Raw genomic sequence first — 13,413 nt, forward strand, 5'->3', positions numbered from 1 at the left:
CATCGCGCAGGCGGCCTGGATGCGAGAGGGTGCGCCGTCATGCCGGCCCCTTCGTCCTCTTCATGCGTGTTCGTGGTGCTGGGAGCCGTGGGGCTGACCGTGTCCGTGCTCGCATGCGCGGCGATCGCGGTAGTGCTGGACTTCGCCTGGTCGGAGGCGCCCTCCACGAACGCGTCGTGGGAGCTGGACGTGCCGCCTCCTGTGTATGGCCCGCTGCCCGCGCTCACCCTCCGTGATGACCGGGGCCAGCCGCTGGAGGCCGGACAGCTTCATGGACAGCTCACCCTGCTCCAGTTCGTGCCGGTGCTGCCTTTCTTGCGACAGGTCCAGGAACGACTGGAGGCCGACGGCGTCCCGGTCCGGGTCGTCACTGTGACACCTCCCGCCTCCGCGGAGTTCCACCCGGATTGGCGGCGGCTCCGTGACAGCGGCCACCTCCTGTTGCTGGTGGATCAACGCCTCCAGGTCCGGGGCGTCTACGACTCGAGCCAGGCCTCCCCCACCGCCGAACGCGTCATCGCGGACGCGCGCTGTCTGCGCTTCTGCCGCCCCCTGTGAAGCCCATGCCCTACCTACGCAAGTCCCTTCCCTGGCTCGTGCTCGCGGGGGCGCTGGCCGTCGCGCTGCTGTTCATCGCGGGGCCTCGCATTCAACGCGAGCGCGCGCGCATCGCCGCGGAGAACCTGCCTCTCTATGGTCCGCTCCCGCGCTTCGAGCTGACCGCCCAGACGGGACGTCCCTTCTCCGACGCGGACATGCGGGGCCATCTCTACGTGGCGGACTTCTTCTTCACCCGCTGCCCCACTGTCTGCCCGATGCTCACGGAGAAGATGTTGCGGGTGCAGCGGCAGGCCCGTGAACAAGGATTGGACCTACGCTTCGCCTCGTTCAGCGTGGATCCGCGCCACGACACGCCGGAGCGGCTGACCACCTATGCGCGCGACCACCGCATCGACACGTCCAACTGGACGCTGTTGACGGGTCCCCTGGACCAGGTGGAGACCACCGTCCTGGAGGGCTTCCGGGTGATGATGGGCCGCGACGCCGACGCGGGCGAGGACGACTTCTTCAGCGTCTTCCACGGAGAGCACTTCGTCCTCGTGGACGCCCGGGGACAGCTCCGCGGCTACTACCGGGTCACCGAGGGTGAAGGGGGATTGGAAGCCCTGCTCCGGGACGCCCGGCTGCTGGCACAGGCGCCGGAGTGACGACGCGGGCCGCCTCCCGTACCGTGCCCTTGAGATGCCCCATCCCGACCCTGCCGTCATGGCCCTGCTGGACCGCGTCTACAGCTCGCGCAACAGCGACGTCGATAACGAAGGCCGCCACCGGATCCCCTCCACCTTCACGGAAGCGGATCATCAGCAACTGAAGGCGGCCGGGCTGGAGCCCAATGTCTTCATCCAGTGGGGACATGACGAGACCATCGACAAGCTGCGCCAGTCCGCCGTGAAGGTCGACCTGCGCGCGGCGGCCGATGCGTTCGTGGCCTCGATGGTGTCAGCCGATCTCGCCTGGTTGAGCGTGCTACCCGCAGCCATCCTGGGGCGGGCCATGCCGGTCCACGCCGAAGACCCCATGGGAGGAGGCAGCTGCCGCGTCTGCTTCTTCAATGCAGGCGCCATCGACGCCACCCAGGCCGCGTACCTGCGCCACCTGTCGGGCGGGGACTGGGGTGTCGACCATCCGGCCAACGGCGCTCTCGCCCTGGCCGCCGCCATCGACCGCCCGCCTTCCTCCTGGCCCCAGCCCACGCCACGGGATGTCTGGGTGTTCTTCCAGGTGCTCGAGCTGATGCGCGGCCTCCCCTCCACGGCGCGCTATAGCCAAGCGCGCACCGCGCTCCACAAGGCCGGGCTTCTGAGCGCCAACCGTCCCTGGCGCTGCGAGACCGTGCTGGAAGCGCTCGCGTTCATCGGCATTCTCCAGACCCCCGAGCATCCGGGCCTGATGACCCGCTTCACGCCTGCCATCGAGCGCGACCGCCGCCCCTCGACAAACGTCGAGGTGCCGGCACCGCTGGCGTGGTGGTCAGCGAAGGAGGGCCTCCAGGAGACGCTGGTGGCCACGCTGTTCGGCCATCTCCAACGACCGGAGGCGGAGCCTCCCCCTCCCACAACGACTACCACCGCGCGCCGCAAGACGGCCAACCCGGCCGGTCCCAAGCCCAAGTCCATCGCGGGCCCGCCCACGCCGGGCAGCGTGTACGCCATCCGCCTCCGCGAGGACCTGTGGAGCGCCGCCTATTGCCATGAGGTGCGCACCGACGGCCGGGGCATCCTCCGAGGCCGGATGGAGTACCTCGACCTGCTCTCCCCCACTCCGCCCACGGCGGAGCAGGTGGTGGGCATCGGCTTCCGGGATCGCCTGAATGGCGAGCGCTGGCAGACCTGGTGCGGCGGTCTCGACAAGACCCCCGGCGTCAAACGCATCGCGATGGACGTGCCCGCCCCTGCGCACGGCCAGCCCGTGCCGGAACGCATCCCCACGGGAGGCGCGAGCGAACTGCGGCACCTCGCTGGCTGGAACTTCAGGTTCTGAGGAGCCTTCCGGGCCCGGTGGCGCAGTAGCATCCCGGTCCCTCCCGGAAGGAAGGCCTTCATGCGTTCGCAGCACGTATTCGCAGCCCTGGTCCTGCTGTCCACGTCCGCGCGCGCCGAGGAGCTCAAGCCCTTTCAGAAGGAGGCCAGGAGCTCCTTCGAGAAGTCGATCTCCGGCACGCTGAAGGACGCCAACACCGCGTGTGGCACCCGGCTCAAGGTCAAGACCAACTTCAACCGGTTCGATCCCAACGACTGGGATGGCGTGGGCTACGAGGACTCCTGCAAGGAGGTGCTCCGTGGCGTCGCGGCCATGTGCGAGCGCCCTGAGTACAAGAAGGCCCTCGCCAAGAAGGTGACCGGCGTGGCGTGCCTGTTCACGTGGGACCTCGCCGCGGACATCGCTCGATACGGAGGCATGTACGCCACCGTCGACCCCAAGCCCTCCGACAACGCGAAGAAGTCCGGCACCGACGGCACCCAGCCGCGCAACGTCTCGATGTGGAAGGGCCTGCTCACGTACCAGATGCACAAGGGTGACAAGACCGTCGCGGACGACACCCGGGCCGTCCTCGAGGAGACGCTGAAAGCCGTTCCCCGGTAGGACCGGCAAGCCGTTGGGACGGCTTGCCCTGGACAGCGGCAGCTACTGGATGGCGAAGATGAGCGTCACCTTCGCCAGTGCGGCAGGAAACCTCACGCAGGACGCGCGGTTACCCACTCAATCCACGCCGGAGGTGCACACTGGGGGCACATGGCGAGCCCTTCATCGGCTCGTGATTCAGGACGAGATGAGCGGCATGAAACCCGCCCTGACCAGTAACTCGCGCACCCGCCGCGCCAGCGCCACATGGTCCGGGTTGGCCACCGTGAAGCGCTCAGGGGTCAGGATGATCAATGTGCCCTTGTCCTCGACAAGCTCGATGCGTACGGGAGCAGGCAATGGCGGCACCGTCCCTCGGTGATGGGACAGGTAGGTCACCCAGCCTGGCCAGATGTCGGCTTTGTCTCCTCCATCATCCATGTCCCGATGTGCGTGAGACATAGCCACGGCCCAGTCCGGTTCCCAGGCCAGCGCCATGCTTCGAGTCACTTCCGTCAGCACGGAGGCCGTGAGGATGCGCTCCGCGCCCTCCCCCTCCGACGGAAGGGACAGAACGCACACGTTGGCGGATTTGTTCTGCTCGTAGCTCCCGCAGTGCATCCTCACGGATACGTAGTCTTGGCGAGAGCCATCGTTATAGGCGCTCACCGTCAAGCCCAGGTGCTCGATGGGAGGCCCACCCGGCTCGCGGTTGACACCTCGCCGGAACGCCTCCGTCAGGAGGGGCAGGTCGGGGGGCATGAGGGGAGTCTTGCGCCCCTTACCGCGCGGCTTGGGAATCTTGTTCCAGTTCGCCAGCAGGGGATCGCATGCAGCCAGCCGTGTGAGGAAGTCTGCCGCCCGTTGAGCACACTCCTCGGGGGACTCTCGTCGTGGGCCCCAGTAGGCACCGGCGTAGTAGGTCTCTGGATAGGCCCGGAATTCAGCGTGGGTTGTCATGCGGTGCGTATCTCAAGGGACCAATGGCCGTGCTGACGTGTGGATGACGGCGATCTCTGGAATGCCATTGCTCTTCAGCAGTTGTTTGATGGCATCTGCTGCGTGCTTTTCGGCGACGTGCCACTCAATGCGGATACCCGCGTTCAGAACAATGTCACGCTGCCTCGTGGCTTGGTCAACGAGATCATCAGCCTTGCCCGATGCGTCGAACCAATACTTGGGAGCAAAGTTGGCTTCAAAAAATTCAGCATAGCCCAGCCCCTTCGCCTCCAACAGCGCGCCATCCTTGAATCCATCGAACTTCACGCCACCAGCCTTTGTGCTCGTGCCGCCGACCCAATACGCCTCATCCGCCGAGTGCCCCGTGATCTGCTCCTGATATTGCCTGGCGCGTGTGGACATCGACTCCTTCGCGGGGCCCCACTGCCCCGGCCCCTGGGAAGGTGCTCCTCCCTTCGAGGCCGTGTTCGCCCGCTGGAGGATGATGGCCACCCCAGGGCCGCCGCTGAGTGCCGCCGCCGCGCGCCCTGCTGGCACCGCGACGTGCTCCAACGCCAGCGCACCCTCCGCCGACAACGAGAGCACCGGCACCGAGACCTCCGCGCCCAGAGACATCCCCTTCAACGTCCGCGTCGTGGCCGAAGCCGTGCCTCCGGTCATGAGCAGGCCCGTCGTGAGCCGCGACACCTCGCGGATCTGCTCGCCACGGGTCATGGACTGGAAGCGCTCCCAGTACACGGGCGAGGACGCGATGAGCGCCGCCACGCTCGCGGGCAGGTTGCTCAGCCCCGCGAGGCTGTCCACGGGATGCGTCAGCAACTGGCCCAGCGCGTGGTACAGCTCCACGAGCGCATCTTCCGCTCCATCCAGGGTGCGGCTGATGACGTCCGCATCGTCGTACACCTCGGCCAGGGGCCGCCAATCCGAGGCCTGGAGTTGCGCGTCCACGGCGCGGAAGACACCGCCCTTGCCGCTGTAGAAGCGGCCCAGCTCGAAGCCATACGCACGGAAGGCTTCGTCCTTCCACTCGACTGCCGCCACCTTCTGTTGCGTGCGCCCAGTGAGGGCCCACGCCAGATAGCCGTCCGGGCGCAGCACCGCGATCTGCTCCCGGGAGAAGCGCTCCACCCGCCGCAGCAGTTCCTGCCGCGTGACCTCGCCTCCCTCCATCACCTCGCGAAGGATGAAGCCTGCGGCCATCCGAGGTGGGAAGGTGCTCAACGTGACGGGCTTGCCCAACAACACATCCATCAGACGCGCGGCTTGCGCGGGCGTCAGCACGCTTCCTACGGGGCGTTCGTCCCGTGCATCCAGCCCCGCGTCCGTCAGTAGCTTCTCCCAGGCGTCTTCCTTCGCGTCATGGTGAGCGAGGCTGCCGCCCACGGCCCCAGCCATTGCTCGCGAGTCCTCGCCCGACGTGTCCTCCCGGAGCTGCCGGTGGCGCGCCATCCGCTCCCCTGAAGTCGCAAGGGAGGTTCGCGGAGAGGTCCGAGTGGGGGGCGCCTCCTCGCGCGGCAGCCGTGCCCCCTCTGGCGCGGGGGCAGAGGGCTGCGTGTAGCTCAGGCTCAGGTCTCGACGAGGCGTGGGCGACACCGAAACGCACCCCGTCGCCAGCATGGCGAGGGCCAGCAGCAGGACGTCAGCGCGCATTGTCCACCCCCAGGCCCAGCGAGGCGAAGGCACCCGGCCGCAGCGTGCCCACGCCCTCGGGGAACAGCAGCGTGCCCGCCGTGCCCATGGCGTAGAGCTTCCCGCCCAGCAAACGCCAGCGCAGCTCCGCCCCGCCCAGGTAGCGCGCTCCAGGCTGTCCTGCCCCCACCGCGAGACCCTTCAAGGCGACTTCCACGGAGCGGTCAAAGAGCTGCACCACCACGCGCCCGTCCACGTCGAAGCGTCCCCAGTTGAAGGCCTCCACCCCCAGCGACAGCTTCAGGTGCTTGTGGACGCCCCAGTAGCGGACCGCGTCCCAGCCCACCTCCGCCTCCCCATAGGCTGAGTACCCGTCCGGGAAGGACGCCTCCGCCAGTGCCACGCCTTCCGGACCCGCCGCCTTGAAGCGCGCCAGCTCATAGTCCGGGCCGAAGAAGCCCTGACGGAAGCCGCCGTGCTGCCGACGCCCCTCCAGACGCAGCAGCAAGCGCAACGTGGGCGTCTTCGCATCCACTCCCGCGCCCACAACCGCGCCCCAGGCACCGCCTTCACCCGGCCGGCCACCCCAGCCTGCCTGGACGTGCACTTCGTAGGTGGGCCGCACCACGACCACCGCCATGGCATCCAGGTGCGCCAGCGTCACCGAGGGCGTCCGGCCTCCGGCACGGCCCCAGTCGTGCACCGCCGACAGCGCCAGCGTGGAACGCGCCTTCTCGCGAGGCAGGCCGAAGAGGACGTGCTCCATGTCCAGGGAGAACTCGGCGCCCATGAGGCGCGCGCCCAACACGTCCGAGACGAAGGCCTCCGTGTAGAGGGGCCCCAAAGTGCCGGTGAGGAAGCCGCCCGCCGGGTGGTAGTCCGGGTTGAGGCGCCCGCCGTAGCGTCGCACGAGGTGCGCGGACAGCAGGCTGTAGCCCTCCAGCGCGCCGAACCAGACGCCCACGGGCGCGTTGTCCGAGCCCAGCTTGAGGGCGCGCACCACCTGCCCGAAGTCCGAGACGCTGTCCCAATCCTCCTTCCGCACGAAACCCGCGGACCCTCCACCTCCCCAAAGGCGCAATCGCACGGGCGCGCCCAGGTTGAGGCCGAAGTCCCCGCCTCGCTCGAAGACAAGAGTGGGCTCCACCTGGAGGAAGCCCTCGTCCGTGCCGACGCCCGCGCGGGGAAGGAAGGACAACGTCGTCGCCTCCACGCGCAGCAGGTTGCGCCAGGGCTCGTCCAGTGGGCGCCGTTGCACCTCCAGGGGCGGCACCTCCGGGACATCCTCGGCCCATGCGGCCACCGGCAACAGCAGCCATAGCCAGACAGCCACACTTCGCGTCATTCGCATCCACGTCCCCTGGGATTGCCACTTCCCAGGAGAGCAAAGGACACACGTCTGACATTCAGCCCGGCGCCCGTAGGCCGCGCGCCACGGCCCAGGGGGAAGGGAGGGCAGCTGCGTCAAGCCAGCGACTGTTATCGCCGTGTCAGGCGAGGCGCAGGGTCCCGGCGCTGTCGTCGTCTCGTCCGCGCTGCGCAGTGGGCGCGGATCCGTGCGGAGGGTGTCCTGACGACGATGCGGTAGAAACGAAGGAGCGCGCCATCCAGCAACCCGGCGCGCTCCCTTCCGCGGACTCGCGCCGCGCTGGCCTGACAGCCTGTGACGCTGACGCCTACTGGATGGCGAAGATGAGCGTCACCTTCGCCTGCACCGACTGCTCCTCCGGCTGGATGGGCGTGGTGGGCGCGCCTCGCGACTCCGCCATGTCCATGGCGAAGGTGGCCGGGTACAGGCGCGGGGCCTCCGTCACCGTGCTCGCGTCCAGCACCGCGCCCAGCTTCACGTTCAGCGACGCGGCCAGCACGTCCGCGGACTTCCTCGCGCGCGCCACCGCCTGCCGCAAGGCCTCACCCTGCACCGCGTCCTGGCGGCTCAGGCCGAAGCGCACGGAGTCCACCCGGTTCGCTCCCGCCGCCAACGCCTTGTCCAGCAGGCTCCCCACCTTGGACAGGTCCGTCACGTGGACGCTCACCAGGTTGCTCACGCGGTAGCCCTTGAGCTTCGGCTCACCGCCCTGCGGCGGCGACGGCGTGTACTCCGGATAGACGTTGTAGTTGCGCGTCTGGAGGTCGCGCTTCGCGATGCCCGCTCCGGTGAGCGCCGCGAGCACCTTCTCCATCCGCTTCGCGTTCTCCTCGCCCGCCGCCTTCGCGTTCTGGGCGGACGTCTCCACCGCCACGTCGATGAAGGCCTCGTCCGGCTGCGCCTTCACCTCGCCCGTGCCCTCCACGCGCAGCGTGCGCACCTGCGGATCCACGGGCGGACGGGGCTGCGGCGAACCGGACGGCGGAACCTGCGCTTGCGCCGCGGCGGTGAACCCCGCGAGCACCACCAGCGTCGTCAACATCCTGCGCACTGCGGACATGGCGCCTCCAAGGCGGTGAGCATCTTCCGCGCACCGGGCGCGAAAGCCTCTCATGCCCCTTCGGACGCCCCGGCCCCGGCGACATTCACACGGGCCCCGGGCGTCCTGCGCCGGACGCTTACGGCTAGTGCAGCGGCTCGCCCGCCGAATCCAACGACATGATGGACTCCAGCGGCTTCTTCAGCGGACGCGGCGCGGACTTGCGCACCTGCGTCACCGCCTTGCGGCGCGCGACGCGCAGCGCGTCCCGGCCCATGTCCATCACCGCCGCCACCGCGCCCGTCAGCAGGTTGCCCGGCGGCGTGTCCGGCTGGGCCGGGTGCGGGTGCGTGGGCGCGGCCTTCTTCGCCAGCTCCAACGCCTCGCCCACCTGCTTCAGCTCCTGCGGCTTGAAGGCCTTCTTCACCTCCGGGAAGAGGTACTGCTCCTCCTCCGTCACGTGCGCGCGCACGTTCTCCATCAGCACGTGCACCTTCGCGTCGAAGCGCTCGGACTCCGGCGGCATCGTGTCCAGCTCCGACAGCACCCACTTCACCACGTGGTGCTCCTCCAGCGCGCGCAGCACGTCCGGGGACAGGTCCTCCGAACGCGCACGCACCGCCGGGTAGAAGACCTGCTCCTCGATGGCGGCGTGGATGGACAGCTCGCGCACCATCTCGTCCACCAGCTTGCGCTTGTGCGCCAGCGCGTGGCCGCCCGCCTTCTCGAACTTGCGGAACAGCTGCTCCACCGTCTTGTGGTCCGCCTTCAGCAACGCGATGGCATCCATGGGCCGTCTCCCTTCCGTCGAATCGGGGGGCCGCGCCTCCCCCATCACGATGACGCCCGGGTCCCTTGAGGGCCCTGGCGCAGCGCGGCATGGGGTGAAGGGTGGGGATGGATTCCCGGCCGTGCCCACCCCCGCCGCGTTGGCCCCCGCGCCCGGACGGAGGGCAGCCGGGCAACAAGGCCCGAGTGTCCGGAACCCATCGAAAAACCACACCGGGCCCCACTCCCCAGCCGGGCGGGGAGTGCGCACCGTGCGCGGCCAGATCGGTCTCGCGCGGGCGGCGGGCTTTGGGAACAGGGGCAATACCGTGACGACGAACACGCTGCGCCTGCGGGTGGCACGCATCACCCGTGAGGCGGAAGGCATCCAGTCCTACGAGCTCGTCTCCCAGGACGGCGGCGCCCTGCCCGAGTTCGAGGCCGGCGCCCACCTGGACGTGCAGGTGCCGGGCCTGGGCGGCATGCGCCAGTACTCGCTCTGCAACGACCCGGGCGAGACGCACCGCTATGTCATCGCCGTGCAGCGCGACGCCAACGGCCGCGGCGGTTCCAAGGCGATGCACGAGAACGTCCACGAGGGCGACGTGCTCACCGTGAGCGAGCCCATCAACGACTTCCCCCTCCTGTACGGCCGCAGCTACGTGCTCATCGCGGGCGGCATCGGCATCACGCCGCTGCTGGCCATGGCGCGCGTGCTGGAGCGCACCGGCGCGGAGTGGGTGCTGCACTACTGCGCCCGAGACGCGGACCGCACCGCCTTCCGGGAGCTGTTGTCCACGCCGTCCTTCGCGGGCCGCGTGCACCTCCACCACGACGGGGGCGACCCCACGAAGGGGCTGGACGTGCGGGCGCTGCTCGCCACGCGCGGCCCGGGCACGCGGCTGTACTGCTGCGGCCCCGCGGGCCTGATGAAGGCGGTGCGCGAGGCGGCCACACTGAACAAGTGGCCCTGGGAGAAGGTGCACTTCGAGGCCTTCACCGCGGAGGGCACGTCCGCCACCCACGCGACGCCGGAGGAGGACTTCGAGGTGACGCTCAAGAGCACCGGCCAGGTGCTGCGCGTTCCGGCCGGCAAGAGCGTGCTCAACGTGCTACGCACCCACGGCGTCAAGGTGGAGAGCGACTGCGAGGCGGGCTCCTGCGGAACCTGCGTCACCCGCGTGTGCGAGGGAACGCCGGACCACCGTGACACGTTCTTCCAGCAGGAATCCGCGGGGGACGCGCGGATGCTGGTCTGCGTGTCGCGCGCCCGGTCCAAGCGGCTGGTCCTGGACCTCTAGGCTTCCGGGCACGGCGTTTTGGAGCGCGCCAGTGCACGGCGGGCCGCCTATGCTCGCGCCCCGCTCGTACACGAGAGAGGCTGATGAGCGACGGGACGTTGTTCTCCATGGATACTCCGCCCACCGAGGCCCGGTTCCAGAACCGGCTCTGGGTGGCGGACCTGCTGGACCTCACGGGCGCGGCGCTCGTGGGTTGGGGTGCGGTGCGCGCGGCGGAGTGGGTGTCCACGGCCGGTCTGTTGGGGTTCGCCATGGGAGCCGCGTGGCTCCTCCTGTCCTGCGTGGGCGGGCTGACGGGGCTCAGCCCCGGCCGTCACGCGCTGGGCCTCAAGCTGGAGCGCGCCGAAGGCAAGGCGCCGGGCCTGGGCGCGGGGCTGCTGCGCGCGCTCACCGCGCCGGTGGAGCTGGTGCTCCAGGTGGTGCTGCAACACCGGCCGCTGGACGCGCAGCTGGGCGTGCACGCGAGCGTGATTCCAGGCGGCGTGCGCGGCTGGGCGCGGAGCCTGGCGCTGCCGCTGGTGGGGTGGGTGCTGCTCGCGGGCGCGGTGTGGAGCATCGTCACGCCCACGCGCCAGGAGATGCTCCAGTACCTGGACCGCACGCTGACGGGCTGGCACTGCTGCCACGGCACACGCGAGGAGACCTGGCAGTGCCGCACGTCCCTGTCCCGCGCGGTGCGCAACGCGAGCGGCGGCGACCCGGAGGTCTCGGAGTTCGTGCGCAACGAGTGCCCCGTGGCCGCCGCGCGGCTGGGGCGGTGAGACGAGACGGGAGCCCGTGGGCTCCCGCGCTTCAGCGCTTGATCAGCGCGAAGGTGTCCTCGCCCTCGTCACAGCTCACCCACACGGCCTTCTCCGGCACGGCGGGCGCCTTGTAGTTCACCTTGAAGTAGCGCGCCCCCACATCGACCGTGTGCGTCTGGTAGGGCTCGAGCCGCGCCATCCGGGCCTCCTTGCGCCCGCTCAGGACGATGGAGCAGTTGTGCCAGGTGCGGACGTCGCCGCTGATGACATAGAGGGTGCGGTTGATGACGCCATCCACCTCCACCTGTCCCAGGAGGCGGGAGCGCTCCACGGGCTTCGGCTCGGGCGTGGGCGTTGCGACCGGCGGGGTCTCGGGGGCGGGCGTGGGCAGCGCCGGCCCGGACCGGCGCTCGTTGATCAGCACGAAGCGCGGCTCCTTCGCCGCTTCCGCCTCCGCGTCCAGCCGCAGGGTCATGCGCTGGCGGTTCGGGTTGATGACCACCACGGTCGCCGTCCCCAGCACCTGGCGCTTGCGGCCCCCCTTCTCCCCTCGCTGCGGGGGGCCCACCACCCTGAAGACCGTGCCCGCGTTGGTGCCGGAGGGAATGTCCGCGTTCACCACGCGCTGGCCACTGCCCGTCTCACCAATTTTCGCCACGGGCTGGTTCGCGGGCACCAGTTCGACCGAAGGCGGCACGGGCCGCTTCGTTCCAGGGACGGGCTTCGTCACCGGCGCGGGCTTCACCTGGGGCTCCTCCGCGCTGGCCACCACGCCCGCGTCCACCGCGACTTCGGGAGGGGGCTCCACGGGCGGCGTCACCGCGGGAGGCGGCTCCACCTTCGGAGGCGCGGCCACCACCACCGGCTCGGACGGCGGAAGCGGCTGGGGCACCACGGGCTGCTCGGCCGTGTTCGAGCGGAGCACGAAGGTCGTGATGCCCACGGTGGCGCCCACCAGCAGCAGCGCCGCCACGGCGATCCGCGCCACCGGCCTGCGCTCGGGCTGCGCTGTCACCTGCCCGGACGTGCTCGTGGAGACAGCGCCCTGGGCCGGTGCCGCCAGCAGGTGCACGGCCGTCGCGCCCAGCGCTGCCGCGTCCACGTCGTCGGTGCTCCGCGCCACACCGCCAGACCCCGGCGTGCTCGGGGCCACGCCGCCAGAACCCGGCGTGCTCCGCGCCACGCCGCCGGACCCCGGCGTGCTCGGGGCCACACCGGAGGCCGGCGCGGGATGGGACACGAACGTGCCCCCCGGTCCCACCGAGGGCCCGTCCACGTCGATGCGTCCCGTGTTCGGCCTGTTCCCCGCCGGCTCCTCCGCGGTCCGCAGCGCCGTGGCCCCGAAGGCCGCTTCGTCCGCGGACGCGGTGCTCCCAGAGCCGGAGCCGCCATACAGCCCCGTGCCCGAACCGCCCCGGGGCGCGGGCGACGGCGTGCGCCGCTCGCCGTGCACACCGGACGTCAGCTTGCGCTGCTCGGCGAAGGCCTCCGGGCAGAGCGCGCGGACGAACTCGCCCACCTCCTCCGCCCCAATGGGGCTGCCCGAGCGCAGGAGCTCCGCGTTGAGCGCCCGCGCGAACTCATCCGCCCGCGCGTACCGGTCCGCCGGTGACGGCGCGAGCGCGCGGCGCAGCACGGCCTCCAGCGACGGCTCCACGTCCGGACGGAAGTCCACCAGCGGCGGCACCACCGGGTGCGACATGGCCGCCATCATCTCGCCCACGGTGCCGTGGGGAACGAGCCCACGGCCCGCCAGCATCTCCCACACCACCACCGCGCAGGAGTAGATGTCGCTGCGGTGATCCAGGGGCTCCGCGCGGACCTGCTCCGGCGACATGTAGCCCAGCTTCCCCATCACCGTGGACGGCAGCGTGTACTTGCTGCGCGCGGTGGACTTCGCGAGGCCGAAGTCGATGACCTTCACCTCGCCCTCGTACGACACCATCACGTTGTGCGGGGACACGTCGCGGTGGACGATGCCCAGCGGCTCGCCGTCCGAGCCCGTCTTGCGGTGCGCGTACCCCAGGCCTTCCGCCATGCGCTGGCCGATGTAGAGCGCCACCGGCGCCGGCACCGCCCGCCCCTGCACCCGGGCCTGCTCCAGCAGGTACCCCAGGTCCACGCCCGCCACGTACTCCAGCGCCATGTAGTAGGTGCCGTCCGCCTCGCCCATGTCGTACACCTGGGCGATGGAGGAGTGCACCAGGTGCACCAGCACCTTGGCCTCGTGGTGGAAGCGGTCCAGGAACTGCCGGTCCTTCACCAGCCCCGGCAGGATGGTCTTCACGATGCAGGGCTTTTCGAAGCCCGCCGCCCCGGACAGCTTCGCCAGGTACACCTCTCCCATGCCGCCCTGGCCCAGGAGGTGGACGAGCTCATAGCGCCCGAAAAAACGGGGGGACTCTGTGGGTGCGGTGCTCATGGATTGGCCTTCCGGAGCGCAGCACGGACTCCCCCATGGAATCAAGCCGCGCCCCACGC

Annotated in this window: 12 protein-coding genes; 6 read left to right on the plus strand and 6 right to left on the minus strand. The window is 70.1% G+C overall.

Features of this window, described 5'->3' with window-relative positions; genetic code table 11:
- Positions 1-39 precede the first annotated feature (39 nt).
- Genes D7W81_RS12445 through D7W81_RS12460 form a run of 4 tightly spaced genes read left to right on the plus strand, consistent with a single transcriptional unit; the run spans position 40 to position 3,144 of the window.
- Entirely contained in the window at positions 40-558 is a 519-nt protein-coding gene (locus D7W81_RS12445) for a hypothetical protein (protein WP_120555575.1), read from the plus strand.
- A 5-nt stretch (positions 559-563) separates the two neighbouring features.
- Positions 564-1,208, plus strand: a complete 645-nt coding sequence (locus D7W81_RS12450) for an SCO family protein (RefSeq protein ID WP_120555576.1) — start codon at positions 564-566, stop codon at positions 1,206-1,208.
- 58 nt (positions 1,209-1,266) lie between these two features.
- A complete protein-coding gene (locus tag D7W81_RS12455) occupies positions 1,267-2,541 on the plus strand; it encodes a hypothetical protein (RefSeq protein ID WP_244227166.1) in 1,275 nt (424 codons plus the stop codon).
- A gap of 60 nt (positions 2,542-2,601) precedes the next feature.
- Positions 2,602-3,144 (plus strand): hypothetical protein, encoded by a 543-nt coding sequence (locus D7W81_RS12460; RefSeq protein ID WP_120555578.1) that lies wholly within the window; start codon positions 2,602-2,604, stop codon positions 3,142-3,144.
- Between the two features lie 177 nt (positions 3,145-3,321).
- Here D7W81_RS12460 and D7W81_RS12465 read toward each other — a convergent pair whose 3' ends face one another.
- The 5 genes from D7W81_RS12465 to D7W81_RS12485 all read right to left on the minus strand — a co-directional run bounded on the left by D7W81_RS12465 (position 3,322) and on the right by D7W81_RS12485 (position 8,910).
- Positions 3,322-4,083, minus strand: coding sequence for an immunity 52 family protein (locus tag D7W81_RS12465; protein WP_120555579.1), 762 nt, complete (start codon positions 4,081-4,083; stop codon positions 3,322-3,324).
- A 12-nt stretch (positions 4,084-4,095) separates the two neighbouring features.
- A complete protein-coding gene (locus tag D7W81_RS44085; RefSeq protein WP_279637814.1) occupies positions 4,096-5,364 on the minus strand; it encodes a Tox-REase-5 domain-containing protein in 1,269 nt (422 codons plus the stop codon).
- 358 nt (positions 5,365-5,722) lie between these two features.
- A complete protein-coding gene (locus D7W81_RS12475; protein WP_120555581.1) occupies positions 5,723-7,063 on the minus strand; it encodes a hypothetical protein in 1,341 nt (446 codons plus the stop codon).
- A 325-nt stretch (positions 7,064-7,388) separates the two neighbouring features.
- Entirely contained in the window at positions 7,389-8,141 is a 753-nt protein-coding gene (locus D7W81_RS12480; RefSeq protein WP_120555582.1) for an SIMPL domain-containing protein, read from the minus strand.
- A 124-nt stretch (positions 8,142-8,265) separates the two neighbouring features.
- On the minus strand, positions 8,266-8,910 hold the full coding sequence (locus D7W81_RS12485; protein ID WP_120555583.1) for a hemerythrin domain-containing protein: 645 nt from the start codon (positions 8,908-8,910) through the stop codon (positions 8,266-8,268).
- 307 nt (positions 8,911-9,217) lie between these two features.
- On the opposite strand from D7W81_RS12485, the gene D7W81_RS12490 reads away from it, so the two are divergent.
- Positions 9,218-10,189, plus strand: a complete 972-nt coding sequence (locus tag D7W81_RS12490; RefSeq protein WP_120555584.1) for a PDR/VanB family oxidoreductase — start codon at positions 9,218-9,220, stop codon at positions 10,187-10,189.
- An 83-nt stretch (positions 10,190-10,272) separates the two neighbouring features.
- Positions 10,273-10,950, plus strand: a complete 678-nt coding sequence (locus D7W81_RS12495) for an RDD family protein (RefSeq protein WP_120555585.1) — start codon at positions 10,273-10,275, stop codon at positions 10,948-10,950.
- A 31-nt stretch (positions 10,951-10,981) separates the two neighbouring features.
- Here D7W81_RS12495 and D7W81_RS12500 read toward each other — a convergent pair whose 3' ends face one another.
- Positions 10,982-13,354, minus strand: a complete 2,373-nt coding sequence (locus D7W81_RS12500; protein WP_120555586.1) for a serine/threonine protein kinase — start codon at positions 13,352-13,354, stop codon at positions 10,982-10,984.
- Positions 13,355-13,413: the final 59 nt, after the last annotated feature.

Source organism: Corallococcus aberystwythensis (assembly GCF_003612165.1).
Lineage (GTDB): Bacteria > Myxococcota > Myxococcia > Myxococcales > Myxococcaceae > Corallococcus > Corallococcus aberystwythensis.